The sequence below is a fragment of the Streptomyces sp. NPDC006458 genome (assembly GCF_040612135.1).
GTDB lineage: Bacteria > Actinomycetota > Actinomycetes > Streptomycetales > Streptomycetaceae > Streptomyces.
The window spans coordinates 462,130-483,983 of record NZ_JBEXPR010000001.1 but is presented as its reverse complement, the minus strand read 5'-3'; the positions used below and the strand labels follow the sequence as shown (position 1 = coordinate 483,983).

The window sequence follows — 21,854 nt, the reverse complement described above, 5'->3', positions numbered from 1 at the left end:
GGCCTCGCACCCCGCGCCAAACCCGGTGGACAACCGCGTCGCACCCCGCGCGGCGCCTGGTAGGCAACCGCGCCGCAGTACGCAGTACGCTTCCCCCGGCTTCGCGGCGATCGGGGCAGGCGGCCTCATGGGCGGAGCCGTTCCCTCACATCCGCCCCCCGCGCCCGCTGAGGGCAGAGTTCCCCCCGTGAAACAGGTGTGATGCGGCCGGGTAACACCGGCACCGCAGTCTCGTTGACATGACCTCGAATTCGCGTGTGGTGGTGATCGGCGCCGGCCTCGCGGGCGTACGGCTCGCCCGGCGGCTGGCGGAGCTCGGCACTCCGGCCGTGCTCGTGAGCGAGGAGGAGCACCGGCCCTACAACCGGGTGCTGCTCGCCGAGGTGCTGGCCGGACGCTACAGCCCCGACGTGATCGCGCTGCCCGCCCCGGCGGACCTGGTCCGGGCCCGGGTCACCGGGATCGACCGCGCGGCACGCAAGGTGCTGTGCGCGGACGGAGCGGAGATCGCATACGACACGCTGGTCCTGGCCACCGGCTCCAACGCGGTGCTGCCCCCGCTGCGCGGGCTGTTCACCCCTGAGCACGTGCTGCCCGAGGGCGTGCACGCCTTCCGCACCATGGACGACTGCCTGGGACTGTCCAAGGCGGTACGGCCCGGCATCAAGGCCGTCGTCATCGGCGGCGGACTGCTCGGCGTGTCCGCCGCTCGCGCGCTCGCCCTGCGCGGCGCCTCGGTCGTACTGGCCCAGCAGTCCGAGCGGCTGATGGAGCGCCAGCTCGACCCGGCCGCCTCGGAGCTCGTGCACCGGCACCTCACCGACCTCGGGGTGGAGATCCACACCGCGTGCCGGGTCCGGGACGTGCGCTGCGTCGGCGGCGCGGTCCGCTCTGTGGAGATGCACGACGGCTACGCGCTGGACGCCGACCTCGTCGTCCTGGCCTGCGGCGTCCACCCCAGGGCGGGCCTCGCCAAGGACGCCGGGCTCTCCGTGCACAAGGGCGTCCTCGTCGACGACGAGCTGCGCACCTCCGACCCCCACATCCGCGCCGTCGGCGACTGCGCCCAGCACGACGGCGAGGTGTACGGCCTCGCCGCACCCGCCCTCGAACAGGCCGACACCCTCGCGGAGCTGATCGCCGGCCGGAGCGACGCCCGGTACCGCGGCACCCGCTCCCTGACCCGGCTCACCCTCACCGGACTCGACCTCGCCGCGTTCGGCGAGACCGTGCCTCTTCCGGGCGACGACGTCGTCCAGCTCGCCGACGCCACGCGCGGCACCTACCGCAAGGTCGTCGTCCGCGACGACCGCCTGGTCGGCGGGGTTCTCGTCGGCGAACTCGGCACCGTCGGCGCGCTGGCGCGCGCCTGGGAGGGAGCAGAGCCGCTCCCCGACGAGGGCCCCCTGCTCCACCTGCTCACCAACGATGGAGGCTCCTGAATGACCGCCACCCTGGGGGCCACCCCCACGATCGTGCTCGTCGGCCACGGCATGGTCGGCCAGTGCTTCCTCGAAGCGCTCGCCGAGCGCGGTCTGACCGCCACTCACCGCGTCGTCGTCCTGTGCGAGGAGCCGCGCCCGGCCTACGACCGCGTCCAGCTGACCTCGTACTTCTCGGGCACCTCGCCCGAGGAGCTCTCCATGACCGACATGGAGTTCATCGAGGCCCACGGCATCGAGCTGCGCCTCGGCGACCCGGCCGAGACCGTCGACCGCGACGCGAAGAAGGTCATCGCCCGCTCCGGCCTGGTCGTCGACTACGACATCCTCGTACTGGCCACCGGCTCCTACCCGTTCGTGCCGCCGGTGCCGAACAAGGACGCCGCAGGCTGCTTCGTCTACCGCACCATCGACGACCTGCTGGCCATCGAGGACTACGCCAGGACCCGGACCACGGGCGCGGTCGTCGGCGGCGGTCTGCTCGGCCTGGAGGCCGCGGGCGCGCTGAAGGGCCTCGGACTGAACAGCCACATCGTGGAGTTCGCCCCCCGCCTGATGCCCGTCCAGGTCGACGAGGGCGGCGGCGCGGCCCTGCTGCGCACCATCGAGGGCATGGGCCTGTCGGTGCACACCGGGGTCGGCACCCAGGAGATCCTCACCGACGCCGAGGGCGCGGTGAGCGGCATGAAGCTGTCGGACGGCTCCGAACTCTCCGTCGACCTGGTGGTGTTCAGCGCCGGTGTCCGCCCCCGCGACCAGCTCGCCCGAGACTGCGGCCTGGCGGTCGGCGAGCGCGGCGGCATCTCGGTCGACGAGCAGTGCCGCACGGTGACCGACCCGAGCGTGTTCGCCATCGGCGAGTGCGCGCTGGCCTCGGACGGCCGGGTCTACGGCCTGGTCGCGCCCGGCTACGAGCAGGCGAAGACCGCGGCCGCGACCATCGCCGCCGACGAGGCCTCCTTCACCGGCGCCGACCTGTCCACCAAGCTGAAGCTGCTCGGCGTGGACGTGGCCTCCTTCGGCGACGCCCACGGCACCACCGAGAACTGCCTGGACGTCGTCTACTCCGACTCCCGCTCGGGCCTGTACAAGAAGCTCGTCATCGGCAGCGACGGCACCCTGCTCGGCGGCATCCTGGTCGGCGACGCGGAGGCGTACGGCACGCTGCGCGCGCTGACCGGCTCGGTGCCCCCCGTCGCGCCGGAGAGCCTGGTGCTGCCGGCCGGCTCGGGCGAGAGCGTGCAGCTCGGCCCGACCGCGCTGCCGGACGAGGCGATCATCTGCTCCTGCCACAACGTCACCAAGGGCGCGATCCGCGGCGCGGTCACCGACCACCAGTGCACGAACGTGCCCGAGGTGAAGAAGTGCACCAAGGCCGGCACCGGCTGCGGCAGCTGCATCAAGGTCCTCGGCCAGCTCGTCGACGCCGAGCTGGAGGCCGGCGGCATCGAGGTCGACAAGGGCCTGTGCGGCTGCTTCTCGCAGACTCGCGAGGAGCTGTACGAGATCGTCCTCGCCCTGCGGATCAACTCCTACCAGGACCTGCTGGACCGGCACGGCCGCGACAGCGCCCGCGGCGGCGACGGCTGCGAGGTGTGCAAGCCCGCCGTCGGCTCGATCATCGCCTCCCTGGCCCCGACGATCGGCGCGAGCGGATACGTCCTGGACGGCGAGCAGGCCGCGCTCCAGGACAGCAACGACCACTTCCTGGCGAACCTCCAGAAGAACGGGTCCTACTCCGTCGTCCCCCGGATCGCCGGCGGTGAGATCACCCCGGAGAAGCTGATCGTCATCGGCGAGATCGCCCGGGACTTCGGCCTCTACACCAAGATCACCGGCGGTCAGCGCATCGACCTCTTCGGCGCCCGCGTCGAACAGCTGCCGCTGATCTGGACCCGGCTGGTGGACGCCGGCTTCGAGTCGGGCCACGCCTACGGCAAGGCGCTGCGCACGGTGAAGTCCTGTGTGGGCTCGACCTGGTGCCGCTACGGCCAGCAGGACTCGGTCCGCATGGCCATCGACCTGGAGCTGCGCTACCGGGGCCTGCGCTCCCCGCACAAGCTGAAGTCGGCGGTGTCGGGCTGCGCCCGCGAGTGCGCGGAGGCCCAGTCGAAGGACTTCGGCGTGATCGCCACGTCCAACGGCTGGAACCTCTACGTCGGCGGCAACGGCGGCGCCACCCCCCGGCACGCTGACCTGCTCGCCCAGGACCTCTCCGACGCCGAACTGATCCGCCTGATCGACCGGTTCCTGATGTTCTACATCCGCACCGCGGACCGCCTGGAGCGCACCTCGACCTGGCTGGAGCGCATCCCGGGCGGCCTGGACCATGTGCGCGACGTGGTCGTGGAGGACTCCCTCGGCATCTGCGAGGAGCTGGAGTCGCTGATGACCGACCACGTGGCGAACTACCGCGACGAGTGGGCCGAGACCATCAAGGACCCGGAGAAGCTGGCCCGGTTCGTGTCCTTCGTGAACGCGCCCGACACCCCCGACCCGGTCGTCGGCTTCGTCCCCGAGCGGGACCAGATCAAGCCCGACCTCCCCCTGCTCACCATCGGCCACCGTCCCCTGGAAGGGAGCGCACAGCGATGACCCTGGCACTCGAGACGACCGACCTGAAGGTCCAGATCCGACTGGCCGCCGAATGGCTGACGATCTGCGAGCTCGGCCGGCTGCTGCCCGGCCGGGGCGTGGCGGCGCTGCTGCCCGACGGCAGCCAGATCGCCCTGTTCCGCGACCGCGCGGGGCGGGTGTACGCCATCGACAACCGCGACCCGTTCAACGGTGCGGCCGTCCTGTCCCGCGGACTCATCGGCACCCACGAGGGCCGCCCCTACGTCGCCTCGCCGCTGCTGAAGCAGCGCTTCGACCTGGAGACGGGCGGCTGCCTGGACGACGACACGGTCAGTGTGCCGACGTACGAGGTGCGCACGTCCTGACTCTCCCGGGGGCCCGGCCCCCATCGCGCGAGGCGCGCACCCACGCCGACGGGGTGCGCGCCTCGCCGTTTCCACGGGCCCCGGGCGGGCCGCGGGCCCCGGGCGGCTATTCGCAGGCGGCCCCGTCGCCGTCCCGGTCGAGGTGACGGCCGTAGCCGGGCTCACCGGCGTACAGCGGGGCGGCGCCGGCGGCACGGGCCTCGCTGCAGTTGGCGTAGTAGGCGGAACCGCCGGAGTCGTCGGACCCGGAGTCGTCGGACCCCGCGTCGACGGCGGCCTCGGCGGTGACGGTCTCCGTGACCTCGACGGTCTCCGTGACGGTCTCGGTCACCGCGGGCGCGGCCTTCGCCCGAGGCGTCTCGGTGACGGTGGCCGTCACGGTGGCGGTGACCGTCGGCGCGGAAGTGGCCGCCGCCGCCTTGGTGCCGGCCTTCGTGCCGTCCTCGCCGCCCGCCCCCAGGCCGATGCCGATCAGCACCGCGAGGGCGAGAGCGGGCAGCACGAATCGCTTGCGGGCCCACCGGGGAGCCGGGGCCGGGGCCGGGGCCGGCGCCGGCGCCCCGGGCGCGGGGTGCGGCATCGGCGGGGTGGTGTAAGGGTTGCTCATGTCGCCCCCATGGGTGTCACGTCGGACACTGCTGTCACTTCGGGCGACGACCGTACGGCCGCCCCGGCGCGCGTGGAGGACTTGTAACGGATCCGTGACCGTCGGTGAAGACTTCGCCGTACCGCGAAGCGTCACGGATTGTCCATGGACCGTCAACCGAGCGCGCCTAGGGTCCTTCAGCGCACGGCCCCGTCGTCTGCCCGACGGCGGGCGGTCACGGCACCCCTTTGGAGTGAGCGTGGAACGTCGTACCCTCCTGCGTGCGGCCGTCCTCGGCGGTTCCTCCGCCGTGTTCGGCGGGACCCTGTGGCGTGGCGCCGCCTACGCGGCCCCGGCCCAGCCCGGCACCGGCCCCTACGGCTCCCTCGGTTCCCCGGACGCCAACGGCATCCGGCTGCCCGGCGGTTTCACCAGCCGGGTCGTCGCACGATCCGGCCAGACGGTCTCCGGTACTTCGTACACCTGGCACAACGCCCCGGACGGCGGTGCCTGTTATGCCGACGGAACCGGCTGGATCTACGTCTCCAACTCGGAGATCAACCCCTCCGGCGGCGCGAGCGCCGTGAAGTTCTCCTCGACCGGCCAGATCACGGGGGCCCACCGCATCCTGTCCAACACCCGGCAGAACTGCGCGGGCGGCAAGACCCCGTGGAACACCTGGCTGTCCTGCGAGGAGGTGTCCCTCGGCTACGTCTACGAGACGGACCCCTGGGGCGTGAACGCCGCGGTGCGGCGGGACGCGATGGGCCGCTTCAAGCACGAGGCGGCGGCGGCCGACCCGGTGCGCCGGGTGATCTACCTGACCGAGGACGAGACCGACGGCCGCTTCTACCGGTTCGTCCCGAACACCTGGGGCAACCTCTCCTCGGGCACCCTCCAGGTCATGGTCGCCGGAAGCGCCACCTCCGGCTCCTTCACCTGGGCGAACGTCCCCGACCCGGACGGCTCCCCGACCACCACCCGCACCCAGGTCTCCGGGTCGAAGTCCTTCAACGGCGGCGAGGGCTGCCACTACGCCGACGACACCGTGTGGTTCACCACCAAGGGCGACAACCGGGTCTGGCAGGTCAACCTGAACAGCAGCACCTACGAACTCGCCTACGACGACTCCCTGGTGACGGGCGGCACGGCCCCGCTCACCGGCGTCGACAACATCACCGGCTCCGCCTCCGGCGACCTCTACGTCGCCGAGGACGGCGGCAACATGGAGATCTGCCTGATCACCCCGGACGACGTGATCTCCGTCTTCCTGCGCATCGACGGCCAGTCCTCCTCGGAGATCACCGGCCCGGCCTTCTCCCCCGACGGCAGCCGGCTGTACTTCTCCAGCCAGCGCGGCACGACCGGTTCCTCCTCGGGCGGCATCACCTACGAGGTGACCGGGCCCTTCCGGGCGTAACCGCGTAAGCCGGAGATCCACGTCCGCTCACTCGCGCCGCGCCCGGCACCTTCACCTCAAGGTGCCGGGCGCGACTGTCACCCGCCCCGGCGCACGCTGGAGGGCCGTGTCCCCGTGGAACGTTTCCGCTGGTCAACCGGAACACAGATTGATCAGTCGTGCCAGTGGGTCGGCCCGGCGGACAGCAACGACCTCGACCCCGCGCCGTTGTGCCAGGTGCCTTTCAGCAACCAAGGAAGGGGACCTCGTGGCCCTGCGCTACATCACACGCCTCACAACCGCCCTTGCCGCCCTCGGAGCGCTCGTCTTATGCACCGCGGCGGACGCACAAGCCACAGCCGTCGGCTCGGCTCCTGTCCAGACCTTCTCCTACAGTGTGGGCGGAGTGACGATGAAGATCCCGACCGGCTGCATGTTCACGCATGGCATCCGCGGAAGCGGCCGGAAGATCACGTATCAGAACGCCGGCGTTGACTGCGGCTTCGTCGGGGCGCTCAGCAGTGGCTTCTGCAACTGGCGGATCGACTTCACCTACGCCGACACCAACAACCGGACCTACCGCACCTCGCGCGGCAGGACGCACAGCGAGTGCAAGATCGATCCCATGCGGAACAACCATCCGCAGACGCTGCCTCGTTACGGCAAGGCCTGCGCGCGCCCCTACGTCGGCGGCGTGCGGCGCGTGAGCCAGTGCCACAACATCACGAAGTGAGTCCGCCCATGGCCGAGCAACATCATGGAAGCGAGCTGGACCAGGCAGGGCAGACGCGGCGGCGCAGGGCAGGAATCGCCGCATTCCTGACCGGCCTTCTCGTGGCGCTCGGCTTCTTCGCCTTCTTTCCCGGGCTGCCGCATGTCATCGACGCAGGTGCCGTCATCGCGTCCCTCGCCGTCGGCGGACTCGCGCGATGGACCTGCCAGAGGCGGATGTCGAGGGCGGCGGGCAAGTAGAGGGCGGCACCCCCGCACGGGTGCCGCCCTCTTTCGTGGACCGGAGCCGCCGTCGATCGGTACTGAGGGTCGGGGACCAGCGGCGGCTCCGGGGCAGGTGAGGTCAGCGGTGGTCGCTGCCCTCCGACTGCGAGGCCGCGCGACCGGCCTCCAGACGGGCCACCGGGATACGGAACGGTGAGCAGGAGACGTAGTCCAGACCCACCTCGTGGAAGAAGTGGACCGACTCCGGGTCACCGCCGTGCTCGCCGCACACGCCCAGCTTCAGGTCGGGACGCGTCTCGCGGCCCGCCTTCACCGCGGCCTTGACCAGCGAGCCCACGCCGTCCTTGTCGATCGTCTCGAACGGGCTGACGCCGAAGATGCCCTTCTCCAGGTACGCCGTGAAGAACGAGGCCTCCACATCGTCGCGGGAGAAGCCCCACACGGTCTGGGTGAGGTCGTTGGTGCCGAAGGAGAAGAACTCCGCGGCCTCGGCGATCTGACCGGCGGTGAGCGCGGCGCGCGGCAGCTCGATCATCGTGCCGATGGCGAGCTTGAGCTCGGTGCCGGTGGCGGCCTCGACCTCGGCGATGACCTGGTCGGCCTCCTCGCGGACGATCTCCAGCTCCTGGACGGTGCCGACGAGCGGGATCATGATCTCGGCGCGCGGGTCGCCCTTGGCGTTCTTGCGCTCGGCGGCGGCCTCGGCGATGGCGCGGACCTGCATGGTGAACAGGCCGGGGATGACCAGGCCGAGGCGGACGCCGCGCAGACCCAGCATCGGGTTCTGCTCGTGCAGCCGGTGCACGGCCTGGAGCAGGCGCAGGTCGTTCTCGTTGGCGTCCTTGCGGGACTCCGCGAGGGCGACGCGTACCGACAGCTCGGTGATGTCGGGCAGGAACTCGTGCAGCGGGGGGTCGAGCAGGCGGACCGTGACGGGCAGGCCGTCCATCGCCGAGAACAGCTCGACGAAGTCCTTCCTCTGCAGCGGGAGCAGCGCCTTGAGGGACTCCTCGCGCTCGGTGTCCGTGTCGGCGAGGATCAGCCGCTCGACCAGCTCGCGCCGGTCGCCGAGGAACATGTGCTCGGTGCGGCACAGGCCGATGCCCTGGGCGCCGAACCGGCGGGCGCGCAGCGCGTCCTCGGCGTTGTCGGCGTTGGCGCGTACGCGCAGGCTGCGCTTGCGGTCGGCGAAGGCCATGATCCGGTGGACGGCCTGGACCAGCTCGTCGGCGTCGTCGGCGCCGGCGTGCATACGGCCCTCGAAGTACTCCACGACCGGGGAGGGGACGACCGGGACCTCGCCCAGGTAGACCTTGCCGGAGGAGCCGTCGATGGAGATCAGGTCGCCTTCCTCGACGACGTGTCCGCCGGGGACGGTCATCCGGCGGCGCTTGGTGTCGACCTCCAGCTCCTCGGCGCCGCAGACACAGGTCTTGCCCATGCCGCGGGCGACGACGGCCGCGTGGGAGGTCTTGCCGCCGCGGGAGGTCAGGATGCCCTCCGCCGCGATCATGCCGTCGAGGTCGTCGGGGTTGGTCTCGCGGCGGATCAGGATGACCTTCTCGCCGGAGCGGGACCACTTGACGGCGGTGTAGGAGTCGAAGACGGCTTTGCCGACCGCGGCGCCCGGGGAGGCGGCGATGCCCCGGCCGACCTGCTCGACCTTGGCGCTGTCGTCGAAGCGCGGGAACATCAGCTGCGCGAGCTGGGCGCCGGTGACGCGCTGGAGGGCCTCGGCCTCGTCGATCAGGCCCTGGTCGACGAGCTGGGTCGCGATACGGAAGGCGGCACCGGCGGTGCGCTTGCCGACACGGGTCTGGAGCATCCAGAGCTGGCCGCGCTCGATGGTGAACTCGATGTCGCAGAGGTCCTTGTAGTGGTTCTCAAGGGTCTCCATGATCTGCATGAGCTGGTCGTACGACTTCTTGTCGATCGACTCCAGCTCCGCGAGCGGGACCGTGTTGCGGATGCCGGCGACGACGTCCTCGCCCTGGGCGTTCTGCAGGTAGTCGCCGTAGACGCCCTGGTGGCCGGAGGCGGGGTCACGGGTGAAGGCGACGCCGGTGCCGGAGTCGGGGCCGAGGTTGCCGAAGACCATCGAGCAGACGTTGACGGCGGTGCCGAGGTCGTGCGGGATGCGCTCCTGGCGGCGGTAGAGCTTGGCGCGGTCGCCGTTCCAGGAGTCGAAGACGGCCTTGATGGCGAGGTCCATCTGCTCGCGCGGGTCCTGCGGGAAGTCCCGGCCGGTCTCCTTCTTGACGATCTTCTTGAAGGTGGTGACCAGCTTCTTGAGGTCGGCGGCCTCCAGGTCGGTGTCGACCGTGACCTTCTTGAGCTCCTTGGCCTTGTCGAGGGCTTCCTCGAACAGTTCGCCGTCGACGCCGAGGACGGTCTTGCCGAACATCTGGATGAGGCGGCGGTAGGAGTCCCAGGCGAACCGCTCGTCGCCGGCCTGCTTGGCCAGGCCCTGTACGGACTTGTCCGAGAGGCCGATGTTCAGGACAGTGTCCATCATGCCGGGCATGGAGAACTTGGCGCCCGAGCGGACCGACACGAGGAGGGGGTTGTCGGGCTGGCCGAGCTGCTTGCCCATGCGCTGCTCCAGCGCGTCGAGGTGCGCACTCACCTCGTCACGCAGTGCCACCGGCTCGGCGCCGCTCTCCAGGTAGACCTTGCAGGCCTCGGTGGTGATGGTGAAGCCCGGAGGGACGGGAAGACCCAGTTTGGTCATCTCCGCGAGGTTTGCACCCTTACCGCCGAGAAGGTCCTTGAGGTCTTTGTTGCCCTCGGTGAAGTCGTAAACGAACTTTTGAATTTCCGACACGGGTCCCAACTCCTCGAGGACGCGGTGGCTGCCCTGACGGCGAGGAACATACCCAGATCGAAGGCCCCTGGGTACGTCCACTTGTGCGTCATGCGCCTGTAACCAGTCGTCCGCCACGGGATCGAAAGTCAAAGGGTGGTAAGCGAACCAGCCGAAATGTGTTCACTTCTTGAATACATCAATACCCGTAGACCGACTTGGGCGCTCAAACGAGCGGCTCCCAGCACGTCTGATTTCGATCGATGAACGATCAAGGGGTGGCACTGAGTGCCACCCCTTGAGGAAGTGCAGTCGCGCCGAAACTGCTCATCTGAGCGCAACCCTTATCAAGGGTGGCGAGAATCACGCTGTCTCAGGCGCCCGGAGACCACCATGCGGACCGGCGTCCGGACCGGAAACACGCTTGTCACCAGCGTGCCTCACACCCCGAGCGCGCGCAGCCGCTCCTCGGCCCGATCGGGCGCGTACAGATGCTCCACCACCAGCGCCCCGGCCCCCACGAGCCCCGCCCGCTCCCCCAGCCTGGAGGTGAGAATGTCCAGGTGAGCCGTGGAGCGCGGCAGCGCCCGCTGGTACAGCAGCTCGCGCACCCCGGTCAGGAACGGCGTCCCGGCCAGGTCCCCGGCGATCATCAGCACCCCGGGGTTGAGCAGGGTCACCACGGTCGCGAGCACCTCCCCGACCATCCGCCCGGCCTCCCGGGCGAGGCCCACCGCCTCCGGGTGCCCGGCCGCCAGCAATCTGCGCACATCTGAGCCGGAGGCCGCCGGCACCCCGGCCTCGACCAGCCGCCGGGCCACCGCGCCACCACTGGCGACCGCGGCCAGACAGCCGTAGGAACCGCACCGGCACAGCGCCTGGGCGCCCTCCGGGACCCGGATGTGACCGAGGTCCCCGGCGCCGCCGTCTATGCCCCGGTACAGCGAGCCGTCCACCACGACACCCGCGCCGATACCCGTGGAGACCTTCACCAGCACGAAGGCCGAGCAGTCGGGGTGGCCCGTGCGCTGCTCGCCGTACGCCATGAGGTTGGCGTCGTTGTCGACCAGGACCGGCACCTCGCCGCCGCCCGAGTGCTCGGAGAACGCCCTGGCCAGGCGGCCCCTTATGTCGTAGCCGTCCCAGCCGGGCATGATCGGCGGCTGGATCACCCGGCCGCTCCCGGAGTCGACCGGGCCGGGCACCGCGAGGCCTATCCCGCACACCTCCTCGGAGCGGTGGCCCTCCTTGTCCAGCAGTTCGGCGAACCAGCGGCCCAGCTCGCCGAGCACCGCGTCCGGGCCGTCCTCGATCACCAGCGTGCCGCCGTGCTCGGCGAGGATCTCGCCGGTCAGCGACAGCAGCGCCACGCGCGCGTGCCGGGTGTCGAGGTCCGCGGCCAGCACGACCGCGTGCCCGCCGTCGAACTCCAGGGTGATGGAAGGACGCCCGCCGAGCGGGGAGTCCACCGGGCCGCCCGCGCCCTCGCGCAGCCAGCCCGCGCGGAACAGCCGGTCCAGGCGCTGGCCCACCGTCGCCCGGGACAGCCCGGTCGCCTGCTGAAGTGCACCGCGTGTGGTGGCGCGGCCGCTGCGCACCAGCTCCAGCAGCTCGCCCGCGCCGGCCTGATTTCTGGCAGTCATGCGCACCCCCTTGTGTTTCTCAATCCTGCATTACATATTGAGTTTTGCGTGTTAAATAGGCGTAACCCCGCGGTAGCCGGTGCCGACCCGGCTGCCCGTAGTCCTCGCTGCCATTCTTGCGGGAGCCCCGAGTGGATCGCACTGCCCAGCTCATCGCCCGGCCACCCGGGTCCGCCGTTGCATACGATCGTCCGCCTCGCGCCGGTGCCCTGCACGACCGGGCGGCGCGGGTACTGGAGGAGAACTGGACCGGCACCTCGACGGTGCCCTCGCGCGGCCTCTACCCCCACCAGTGGTCCTGGGACTCGGCGTTCATCGCCGTGGGGCTGCGGCACCTCTCCCCGTTACGGGCACAGAGCGAGCTGGAGACGCTGCTGGCCGCTCAGTGGGCCGACGGACGCATCCCGCACATCGTCTTCAACCCGGCCGTGCCGCTCGACGCGTACTTCCCGAGCCCCGACTTCTGGCGGTCCTCCACCGCGGGCCACGCGGCGGGCGCCCCGTCGGCGGTGGAGACCTCGGGGATCGTGCAGCCGCCGGTGCACGCGCTGGCCGCGTGGCTGGTGCACTGCGCCGACCCCGAGCTCTCCCGCGGACGCGGCTTCCTGGCCCGCGTCTATCCGCGGCTCGCCGCCTGGCACCGCTATCTGCTGCACCACCGCGACCTCGGCGGCGGCGGGCTCGCCGCCGTGCTGCACCCCTGGGAACAGGGCATGGACAACGCCCCCAGCTGGGACGCCCCGCTGGCCCGGGTCGCCCCGGCCCCCTCCCGCTCCTTCCGCCGCGCCGATCTTGACCACGGCGCGGCCGAGGACCGGCCGACCGACCTGGACTACCGGCGGTACGTGCGGCTGGCGGCGGACTACCGGGACCGGGCGTACGGGGACCGGCCGGGCAGCCTGACGCGTGGTGGCGGGGTGCCGGACTTCGCCGTCGAGGATCCCTCCTTCAACGCCCTGCTGATCGCCTCCGAGCACGCCCTCGCCCGGATCGCGCACGAACTGGGCGCGACCGGCACCGCGCGGCACGCCCGTGCCGAGCGGCTCACCGTCGCGCTCATCGACCGGCTGTGGGACCCGGCGGCGGGCATGTTCCTGTGCCGGGACCTGCGCGGCGGCGGTCTGGTGCCCGAACGCGGGGTGTCCGGGCTGATCCCCCTGCTCCTGCCGACCCTGCCACGCGACACCGCCGCCACCCTGGTGCGCACGCTGACCGGCCCGCACTTCGGCCTCGGCACCACCACCCGTCTCGCCCCCAGCTACGACCTGCTCGGCGAGGCATTCGACCCGCACCGGTACTGGCGCGGCCCGGCCTGGTTCAACACCAACTGGCTGCTGGAGCGCGGACTGCGCGTCCACGGCGAGCGGGCCCGGGCCGACGCGCTCCGGCAGGCGCTGCTGGACACCGCCGGGGCCAGTGACTTCGCCGAGTACGTCGACCCGTACACCGGCGAGGCGTGCGGAACCACCGGCTTCGGCTGGACGGCCGCACTCACGCTCGACCTGTTGCACACGCCGACGTTCGACATCAGGACCAAGGACACGAGGGACAAGGGAGGGGACCGCGGATGACCGATCGGCAGCATCTGCTCGTGTACGGCGGGACGTTCGCCGCCGTGGGCGACGGCGGCGACATCAGCGGAGTACGGGGCGGCAGCCTTCCCGACGGGCTGTTCGTGCGCGACGCCCGCCATCTGAGCCGCTGGCAGCTCACGGTCGACGGGGCCGTGCCGGAGACACTCACACCCGTCGCCGACGGCGACACCGCCCGCTGCGTCCTGGTCCCCCGCGGGGGCCGGCTGGAGCCCGCCGCGTACACCCTGTTCCGCGAGCAGGCCGTCGCGGACAGCTCGTTCGTGGAGACCGTGCGCGTCACCAGCAACCGCCCGGTGCCGACCACCCTGCGCCTGGCGATCACCGCCGACGCCGACTTCACCGACCAGTTCGAACTGCGCTCCGACTACCGCACCTACGCCAAGCCCGGCGCGGTCCGCCACCGCCATGTCCTCGACCACGGCCTGGAGTTCACCTACCAGCGCGGCGCCTGGCTCTCCCGTACGACGGTGACCGCCGAGCCCGCCCCGGACGGGGTGGAGGAGACCGGTACCGGGGCGCGGCGGCTGGTGTGGACCCTGGAACTGGAGGCGTACGGCACCGCGGAGCTGACCCTGCGCGTGGTGGCCCGGCCGCACGGCGAGAAGCGGGCCCTGCGGGTGCCCGCCTCCCCGGCCGCGGTGGGCCGGCAACTGCTCGCCCTGGAGGGCACGTTCGTGGAGGGCGTGGCCTTCCCGACCGGCTGGCCCGAGCTGGCCGCGGCCTGTGCCCGGGGTCTGGCCGACCTCGCCGCGCTCCAGGTCCCGGCCACCGGCCCGGACGGCGAGGACCTGCGGGTGCCGGCCGCGGGCGCGCCCTGGTTCCTCACCCTGCTCGGCCGGGACGCCCTGCTCACCTCCCTGTTCGCGCTGCCCTACCGACCCCAGCTGGCCGCCCAGACCCTGCCCGCGCTCGCCGCCGCCCAGGCCGGTGAGCACATCACCCCGGGGTCCGCGGCCCAGCCCGGCAAGATCGTGCACGAGGTGCGGCACGGCGAGCTGGCCTACTTCGGCCAGGTGCCCTACGGCCGTTACTACGGCTCGGTGGACGCCACCCCGCTCTTCCTCGTGCTGCTCGGCGCCTACACCGAGCAGACCGGCGACACCGCGCTCGCCCGCCGGCTGGAGTCCCACGCGCGGGCCGCGATCGGCTGGATGCTCGACCACGGCGGCCTCACCTCCCGCGGCTATCTCGTCTACCGCGCCGACGAGGGCGGTCTCGCCAACCAGAACTGGAAGGACTCCCCCGGCGCCATCTGCGGCTCCGACGGCAGCCGGCCCACCGGCGCGGTCATGGCCGCGGGCGCCCAGGGCTACGCCTACGACGCCCTGCGCCGCACGTCCTGGCTGGCCCGCACGGTCTGGGACGACCAGACGTACGCGGCTCTGCTCGAACAGGCCGCCGGTGATCTCCGTGACCGCTTCCAGCGCGACTTCTGGATGCACGACCGGGTCTTCCCGGCCCTCGCCCTGGACGGCGCGGGTCATCAGATCGACGCCCTCGCCTCGGACGCGGGCCATCTGCTGTGGTCGGGCCTGCTGGACAAGGAGTACGGGGAGCTGGTGGGCAGGCGTCTGCTGGAGCCGGACTTCTTCTCCGGCTGGGGCGTGCGCACCGTGGCCGCGGGACAGCCGGCCTACCACCCGCTCTCCTACCACCGCGGCTCGGTCTGGCCGCACGACAACGCCCTGATCGCCCTCGGCCTGGCCCGCTACGGTCTGCACGACGAGGCCCGCACGGTCGCCCACGCCCTGGTCGACGCGGCCAACGCCACCGGCCACCGCCTCCCGGAGGTTCTCGCCGGCTACTCCCGCGAGGACCACGCCCAGCCAGTCCCCTACCCGCACGCCTGTACCCGCGAGTCCCGCGCCGCGGCGGCCCCGCTGGCCCTGCTGACGGCGGTGGGAGGGGCGTAGGAAAGGTTTGCCCGGAGTTTGCCGAGCGCCTGAACAGCCCCCATGGACGCCGCGTACGAAAGGACGGCGGGTCCGGCTCCCCGGGCCGGACCCGCCGTCTCCGTACGGAAGGACCCGAGGGTGCCAGCGTCGATACGCCTGAACCAGCAGTCGGCCACCAACGACGACCGCCCACCCGCCGACGCCGAAAACCCCCCACAAGAACCCCCCGCACCCCACGAGCCGCCACCCGCGTACGCCGAGGACCCCGCACAAGGGCCACCCTCCCCCGACGACGAGCCGGAGCCCGCCGAAGGCGAGAACCCCCCACAACAACCCCCCGCACCCCACGACGAGCCGCCGGCCGCCGACGGCGAGGACCCCCCACAAGGGCCACCCGCACCCGACGACGAGAGCCGCACGGGTGGTGCGGGCGGGAAACACAGTCCCGCCGAAGGCGAAGCCGAGGCAGGGACCCGACCGACCACACCACTGGTCACCGCACTGGCAGCCGCCCTGGTGCTCACAGCCCTGCTGCTCCCCAACGCCCTGGCCGCGCTACAACCCAACCGCTTCGTCCGCCTCCCCGGCGAGGCGATCATCGGCACGGCCCTGCTCCTGCTGATCCCCCGCAGGGCGGCCCGCACGGCCGCAGCCGTGGTGATGGGCCTGGCCCTGGCCGCACTGACAATCCTCAACGTCCTGGACATCGGCTTCCGCCAGTACCTGGGCCGCGCCTTCAACCCCGTACTCGACTGGGAGCTGCTGGACGACGCGCAGGCGTACATGCAGGACACCCTAGGCCGCACGGCCATCGTCGCCCTGACGGCCGGCGCCGTCGCGGGCGTCCTCGCCCTGTTCGCCGTCCTGATCCTCGCCACCGTACGGCTGTCGCGCGCCCTGGACCGGCACCGCTCACCCGCGGCCCTGGGCACCATGATCGCCGGGACCGTGTGGATCACCACCGCCTCGCTCGGCCTCCAGGTCGGCGACGTGCCGTTCGCCAGCGACCGCGCCACCCAGGCCCTGATGGTGCAGGCCCGCCGGGTACAGGCGACGCTGCGGGACGAGGCGGAGTTCGAGAAGGAGGCGAATGCCGACGTCTTCGGCGCGACCCCGCCGGCCGAACTCGTGCCGGACCTGCGCGGCAAGGACATGATCTTCACGTTCATCGAGAGCTACGGGCGCAGCGCGATCGAGGACCCGGTGATCGCCCCCGGCGTGAACCGCACGCTGGACGCGCGCACCGAGTCCCTGGAGCGGGCCGGCTTCCAGGCCCGCAGCGGCTGGCTCACCTCGGCGACGTACGGCGGCAGCAGCTGGCTGGGCCACTCCACGTTCCTGTCGGGCCTGTGGATCGACAACCAGCAGCGCTATCGCACGGTGACCTCCGGCGACCATCTCTCGCTCACCAAGGCGTTCGAGAAGACGGGAGCCTGGCGCACGGTCGGCATCATGCCCGGCGTGCAGAAGGGCTGGCCGGAGGCGGAGTACTACGGCCTCGACCATGTCTACGACGCGGACCATCTCGGCTACGGGGGACCGAAGTTCAGCTGGTCGACGATGCCGGACCAGTACGCGCTGGAGGCGTTCCAGCGACTGGAGCACGGCCGGGAGCACGACAAGCCGCTGATGGCGGAGGTCATCCTGACGTCCAGCCATCAGCCGTGGGCGCCGATCCCGCGCTCGGTCGGCTGGGACGAGCTGGGCGACGGCCGGATCTTCGAGGGCATCGAGGAGGCCGGCCACGACCCGGAGGGGATCATCGCGTCCTCGGACCGTTCGAAGGAGGAGTACGGCAAGTCGGTCCAGTACTCGGTGACGAGCCTGACCGAGTGGCTGGAGCGCTACGGCACCGACGACACGGTCCTGGTCTTCCTCGGCGACCACCAGCCGATCGCCCGGGTCAGCGGCGAGCGCGCGAGCCGGGACGTGCCGGTGGCGATCGTCGCCAAGGACCCGAAGGTGCTGGCCGCCGTCGACGGCTGGGGCTGGAGCCGGGGCCTGCGGCCGGAGAGCGGCGCGCCGGTGTGGAAGATGAGTGCCTTCCGCGACCGCTTCCTGACCGCGTACGGCTCGGTGCCGCACCCGACGAAGGACTGATCAGCCGCCGGAGGTGTCCAGTTCGGCGTCCTCGGCGACGCCCGCGCAGTCGTAGGGGTCCTTCAGCCAGCCGTCCGGCAGCACGACCCGGTTGTTGCCGGAGGTGCGGCCGCGGGGCCCGTCCGCGCCGGCCGGCCAGGGCTGGGCGAGGTCGAGTTCGTCGAGCCCGCTCCGCAGCTCCTCCAGGGAGGAGGTGATCGCGAGCCGCTTGCGCATCTCGGAGCCGACCGAGAAGCCCTTGAGGTACCAGGCGACGTGCTTGCGGAAGTCGATCACGCCGCGCGCCTCGTCGCCGATCCACTCGCCGAGCAGCGTGGCGTGGCGGACCATGACGTCCGCGACCTGGCGCAGCGAGGGCCTGGCACGCCCGTCATCAGTGCCTGCGGCACGGGCGTCGGTGCGGCCCTCGAAGGCGGCGACGAGGTCCGCGAAGAGCCACGGCCGGCCCAGGCAGCCGCGTCCGACGACCACGCCGTCGCAGCCGGTCTCCCGGACCATGCGCAGCGCGTCCTCGGCGGACCAGATGTCGCCGTTGCCGAGCACCGGGATCTCGGGCACGTGCTCCTTGAGCCGCGCGATGGCGTCCCAGTCCGCCGTGCCGCCGTAGTGCTGGGCGGTGGTGCGGCCGTGCAGGGCGATGGCGGTGACGCCCTCCTCGACGGCGATACGGCCGGCGTCGAGGTAGGTGATGTGGTCGTCGTCGATGCCCTTGCGCATCTTCATGGTGACGGGCAGGTCACCGGCGCCGCTGACGGCCTCGCGCAGGATGGCCCGCAGCAGGTTGCGCTTGTACGGCAGCGCCGAGCCACCGCCCTTGCGGGTGACTTTCGGCACCGGGCAGCCGAAGTTGAGGTCGATGTGGTCGGCGAGGTCCTCCTCCGCGATCATGCGGACGGCCTTGCCGACGGTCGCGGGGTCGACGCCGTACAGCTGGATCGAGCGCGGCTTCTCCGTCGCGTCGAAGTGGATCAGCTGCATGGTCTTCTCGTTGCGCTCGACCAGCGCCCGCGTGGTGATCATCTCGCTGACGAACAGCCCCTTGCCGCCGGAGAACTCCCGGCACAGGGTCCGGAAGGGCGCGTTCGTGATCCCGGCCATGGGGGCGAGGACGACGGGCGGCTGTACGGAGTGGGGGCCGATGCGCAGCGTGGTGCCGGGGGCGGTGGTGGGCGTGGGCATTCCTCCATTGTGCCTTGCGCCGAAGGTGGCCCAGGGGCACGGGACCGCGCCGGTGTGCGGCTCCGCCGCGTAGGCGCGAGCGGCCGCGGACGGACGGCCGGCCGGATACACCCATCGGCCGCTACGGCCGCTACGGCCGCTACGGCCGCTACGGCCGCTACGGCCGACACGGCCGACCGCGATCTCGTGGAGCCGCTCCAGCCGCTCCCGGCTGACCTCGTCGGCGGGGACGTAGGTCACCGTGCGCGGCCCGATGTCAGGCGCGAGCCGCAGGTCGGTGCGGTCGACGGCGATGCCGCCGACGTGCCGGTCCTGGAACTCCTTGCGCTTGCTGCGATGGGAGATCACCTCGTGCCGGCCCCCCGGCCTCGCGGAAGTCCGCGGACTCCGTCCGCAGCCGCTTGAGCGGCGTCTCCCGGGCGGGTTCCGCGGGCGGTCACCTGACGGGTCTGCTGAGCCTGAGCCCGCCGCGGGCGATCGACCCAGCCGGCCGGCCGGGGGTGCGGGCTGTCACAGGGCTGTGGCCGGAGGTGTGGCTTCCGTCACAGCCGCGGGGGCGGGGCCCTGGTGGGGTGGGCTGATCGGTCCTGGATCAGCGCGGAGTTCCTGGCGGTGGCGGTGCTGGACGAACTGGAGAGACCGGGCGGAGACCGCCTGATGTCGGTCACCGGGTGGGGACCGCCTGATGTCGGTGGGGCATCACTGAGAAGGCCGGCTGAAAGAAGAAGCCCACCCTCCTGCCCGACAGCTACGGGCGGAAGGGTGGGTAAACGCCCTGGGTCCAGGGGGCGGAGCCCCCCGGTACCGCACGGCAACGCCGATCAGCAGCCGATCAGACGCGAGGCGAGGTAACCCTCGATCTGGTCCAGCGACACACGTTCCTGCTTCATCGTGTCGCGCTCACGCACGGTCACCGCGTTGTCGTCCAGCGTGTCGAAGTCGACCGTGACACAGAACGGCGTGCCGATCTCGTCCTGGCGACGGTAGCGCCGCCCGATCGCACCGGCGTCGTCGAACTCGATGTTCCAGTGCTGGCGCAGCGCCTGGGCAAGACCCTTGGCCTTCGGGGACAGCTCGGGGTTGCGGGACAGCGGAAGCACGGCGACCTTCACCGGGGCGAGACGGTGGTCGAGGCGGAGCACGGTCCGCTTCTCCATCTTGCCCTTGGCGTTGGGCGCCTCGTCCTCGACGTAGGCGTCGAGCAGGAAGGCGAGCATGGTGCGGCCGACACCGGCCGCGGGCTCGATGACGTACGGAGTCCAGCGCTCGCCGGCCTCCTGGTCGAAGTAGGACAGGTCCTGGCCGGAGGCCTTGGAGTGCGCGCCGAGGTCGTAGTCGGTGCGGTTGGCGACACCCTCCAGCTCGCCCCACTCGCTGCCGCCGAACTGGAAGCGGTACTCGATGTCGGCGGTGCGCTTGGAGTAGTGGGAGAGCTTCTCCTGCGGGTGGTCGTACCAGCGCATGTTCTCTTCACTCAGGCCCAGGCCGGTGTACCAGTTCCAGCGCTGCTCCATCCAGTACTCCTGCCACTTCTCGTCCTCGCCCGGCTTGACGAAGAACTCCATCTCCATCTGCTCGAACTCGCGGGTGCGGAAGATGAAGTTGCCGGGCGTGATCTCGTTGCGGAAGGACTTGCCCATCTGCGCGATGCCGAACGGCGGCTTGCGGCGCGAAGTGGTCTGCACCTGGCCGAAGTTGGTGAAGATGCCCTGGGCGGTCTCGGGACGCAGGTAGGCGACGGAGCCGGAGTCCTGGGTCGGGCCGAGGTGCGTGGAGAGCAGGCCGGAGAACTGCTTGGGCTCGGTGAACTGGCCCTTGGTGCCGCAGTTGGGGCAGTTGATGTCGGCCAGGCCGTTCTCGGGGGCGCGACCCTTCTTCTCCTCGAAGGCCTCCTCAAGGTGGTCCGCGCGGAACCGCTTGTGACAGGAGGTGCACTCGGTGAGCGGGTCGGTGAACGTGGCGACGTGGCCGGAGGCGACCCAGACCTCGGGGGCGAGGATCACGGAGGAGTCGATACCGACGACGTCCTCGCGCGAGGTCACCATGTAGCGCCACCACTGGCGCTTGATGTTCTCCTTGAGCTCGACACCCAGCGGCCCGTAGTCCCAGGCGGCACGCTGACCGCCGTAGATCTCACTGCAGGGGAAAACGAAGCCACGGCGCTTGCTCAGGCTGACGATGGTGTCGATCTTGTCGGCGGCCACGGTGCTCTCTTCATAACGACGACGGGCGACGAAGCGAGGTGCTTCCAGCGAATGCTTCAGGTTACCGGCGTTGCCTGCCCCTCGACCAAATCGGTCCGGCCTCCGGGCCGTTCAGCAGGCTTGTTGACAATGGTTTCCATCGTTGCTGAAAATGAGTGTCATGAACGTACGACGACATCACATATCCGGGCTCGCGCTCGCCGCGGCCACCGTGCTCGGCCTGGGCACCCTGTCCGCCTGCTCCACCGACAGCGCGGCCGCGGGCAACACGGACAAGTTCGATGTCGTGGCGTCCTTCTATCCCATGGAGTTCCTCGCCGAGCGGATCGGCGGGGCGCACGTCAATGTCACCACCCTCACCGAGCCCGGCCAGGAGCCGCACGACCTGGACATCAGCGCCAAGCAGACCGCGCGGCTCCAGGAGTCCGACGCGGTCCTCTACCTCGCCGGTCTCCAGCCCGCCGTCGACGACGCGGTCGGGCAGTCCTCGGCCGGCACGAAGATCGACGCGGCGAAGCTGACGCACCCGGAGGACCTCGGCGTCGAGGACGGCCACGATCACGGCGACCACGGCGACCACGAGAACGGCCTCGACCCGCACGTCTGGCTCGACCCGGTCAAGTACGCCGAGATCGCCGAGGGCGTCGGCAAGGCCTTCGTCAAGGCCGACCCGGACCACGCCGCCGACTACCGGAAGAACACCGCCGCCCTGGTCAAAGAGCTCGGCGACCTCGACAGCTCCTTCGAGCAGGGCCTGAAGGACACGAAGTCGAAGACGTTCTTCACCAACCACGCCGCCTTCGGCTACCTCGCCGAGCGCTACGGCCTGACCCAGGAGGCCATCTCCGGACTCGACCCGGAGAGCGAGCCCAGCCCCGCCCGGATCAAGGAGCTCCAGGAGGAGGCCGCGGCCGACGGCGTCACCACCGTCTTCTACGAGACCCTCGTCTCCGACAAGACCGCGAAGACCCTCGCCTCCGACGCCGGACTGCGCACCGACGTCCTCGACCCGGTCGAGGGCATCACCGGCAAGTCCCGCGGCGACGACTACATCCAGGTCATGCGGGCCAACCTCAAGGCCCTGCAGACCGCCCTGGGCACGAAATGAC

General features: G+C 71.2%; 15 protein-coding genes. 10 read left to right on the top strand and 5 right to left on the bottom strand.

The features are described from left to right. Positions 1 to 239 precede the first annotated feature (239 nt). Genes ABZZ79_RS02320 through nirD form a run of 3 tightly spaced genes read left to right on the top strand, consistent with a single transcriptional unit; the run spans position 240 to position 4,384 of the window. Complete coding sequence (locus ABZZ79_RS02320; RefSeq protein ID WP_356685533.1) at positions 240 to 1,442, top strand: FAD-dependent oxidoreductase; 1,203 nt, start codon at positions 240 to 242, stop codon at positions 1,440 to 1,442. Continuing rightward, entirely contained in the window at positions 1,443 to 4,037 is a 2,595-nt protein-coding gene (nirB, locus tag ABZZ79_RS02315) for a nitrite reductase large subunit NirB (protein ID WP_356685531.1), read from the top strand. It abuts the gene before it with no gap. Beyond that, positions 4,034 to 4,384: a nitrite reductase small subunit NirD gene (gene nirD, locus ABZZ79_RS02310; RefSeq protein WP_356685529.1), complete on the top strand. Its 351-nt coding sequence runs from the start codon at positions 4,034 to 4,036 to the stop codon at positions 4,382 to 4,384. Before nirB ends, nirD begins: the two co-directional genes overlap by 4 nt. 106 nt (positions 4,385 to 4,490) lie before the next feature. On the opposite strand, the gene ABZZ79_RS02305 is transcribed toward nirD, so the two are convergent. After that, on the bottom strand, positions 4,491 to 4,991 hold the full coding sequence (locus ABZZ79_RS02305) for an excalibur calcium-binding domain-containing protein (RefSeq protein WP_356685527.1): 501 nt from the start codon (positions 4,989 to 4,991) through the stop codon (positions 4,491 to 4,493). Positions 4,992 to 5,229: 238 nt separating this feature from the next. Here ABZZ79_RS02305 and ABZZ79_RS02300 point away from each other — a divergent pair, with 238 nt between their 5' ends. From ABZZ79_RS02300 to ABZZ79_RS02290, 3 genes are all read left to right on the top strand, one after another. Further along, complete coding sequence (locus ABZZ79_RS02300) at positions 5,230 to 6,390, top strand: alkaline phosphatase PhoX (RefSeq protein WP_356685525.1); 1,161 nt, start codon at positions 5,230 to 5,232, stop codon at positions 6,388 to 6,390. Positions 6,391 to 6,637: 247 nt separating this feature from the next. Then, positions 6,638 to 7,102, top strand: a complete 465-nt coding sequence (locus ABZZ79_RS02295; RefSeq protein WP_356685523.1) for a hypothetical protein — start codon at positions 6,638 to 6,640, stop codon at positions 7,100 to 7,102. 8 nt (positions 7,103 to 7,110) lie between these two features. Continuing rightward, positions 7,111 to 7,341 carry a hypothetical protein gene (locus tag ABZZ79_RS02290; RefSeq protein WP_356685521.1) on the top strand — a complete coding sequence of 77 codons (231 nt, stop codon included), beginning with the start codon at positions 7,111 to 7,113 and terminating at the stop codon, positions 7,339 to 7,341. A 103-nt stretch (positions 7,342 to 7,444) separates the two neighbouring features. On the opposite strand, the gene ppdK is transcribed toward ABZZ79_RS02290, so the two are convergent. Both ppdK and ABZZ79_RS02280 read right to left on the bottom strand, forming a co-directional pair. Further along, positions 7,445 to 10,150, bottom strand: a complete 2,706-nt coding sequence (gene ppdK, locus ABZZ79_RS02285; RefSeq protein WP_356685519.1) for a pyruvate, phosphate dikinase — start codon at positions 10,148 to 10,150, stop codon at positions 7,445 to 7,447. A gap of 419 nt (positions 10,151 to 10,569) precedes the next feature. After that, complete coding sequence (locus tag ABZZ79_RS02280) at positions 10,570 to 11,772, bottom strand: ROK family protein (RefSeq protein WP_356685517.1); 1,203 nt, start codon at positions 11,770 to 11,772, stop codon at positions 10,570 to 10,572. Positions 11,773 to 11,903: 131 nt separating this feature from the next. Here ABZZ79_RS02280 and ABZZ79_RS02275 point away from each other — a divergent pair, with 131 nt between their 5' ends. The 3 genes from ABZZ79_RS02275 (at position 11,904) to ABZZ79_RS02265 (ending at position 17,362) form a co-directional block, all read left to right on the top strand. Continuing rightward, the gene (locus tag ABZZ79_RS02275) at positions 11,904 to 13,343 is read left to right on the top strand and encodes a hypothetical protein (protein ID WP_356685515.1); all 1,440 of its coding nucleotides are present in this window, start codon (positions 11,904 to 11,906) and stop codon (positions 13,341 to 13,343) included. Further along, complete coding sequence (locus tag ABZZ79_RS02270; RefSeq protein ID WP_356685513.1) at positions 13,340 to 15,280, top strand: glycogen debranching N-terminal domain-containing protein; 1,941 nt, start codon at positions 13,340 to 13,342, stop codon at positions 15,278 to 15,280. Before ABZZ79_RS02275 ends, ABZZ79_RS02270 begins: the two co-directional genes overlap by 4 nt. A gap of 471 nt (positions 15,281 to 15,751) precedes the next feature. Further along, positions 15,752 to 17,362: a CDP-alcohol phosphatidyltransferase gene (locus ABZZ79_RS02265; protein ID WP_356685859.1), complete on the top strand. Its 1,611-nt coding sequence runs from the start codon at positions 15,752 to 15,754 to the stop codon at positions 17,360 to 17,362. Here ABZZ79_RS02265 and dusB read toward each other — a convergent pair whose 3' ends face one another. Further along, the gene (dusB, locus tag ABZZ79_RS02260; RefSeq protein WP_356685857.1) at positions 17,363 to 18,541 is read right to left on the bottom strand and encodes a tRNA dihydrouridine synthase DusB; all 1,179 of its coding nucleotides are present in this window, start codon (positions 18,539 to 18,541) and stop codon (positions 17,363 to 17,365) included. An 821-nt stretch (positions 18,542 to 19,362) separates the two neighbouring features. Beyond that, on the bottom strand, positions 19,363 to 20,745 hold the full coding sequence (locus ABZZ79_RS02255; protein WP_356685511.1) for a glycine--tRNA ligase: 1,383 nt from the start codon (positions 20,743 to 20,745) through the stop codon (positions 19,363 to 19,365). Between the two features lie 160 nt (positions 20,746 to 20,905). Here ABZZ79_RS02255 and ABZZ79_RS02250 point away from each other — a divergent pair, with 160 nt between their 5' ends. Further along, positions 20,906 to 21,853, top strand: coding sequence for a metal ABC transporter substrate-binding protein (locus tag ABZZ79_RS02250; protein ID WP_356685509.1), 948 nt, complete (start codon positions 20,906 to 20,908; stop codon positions 21,851 to 21,853). Position 21,854 lies beyond the last annotated feature (1 nt).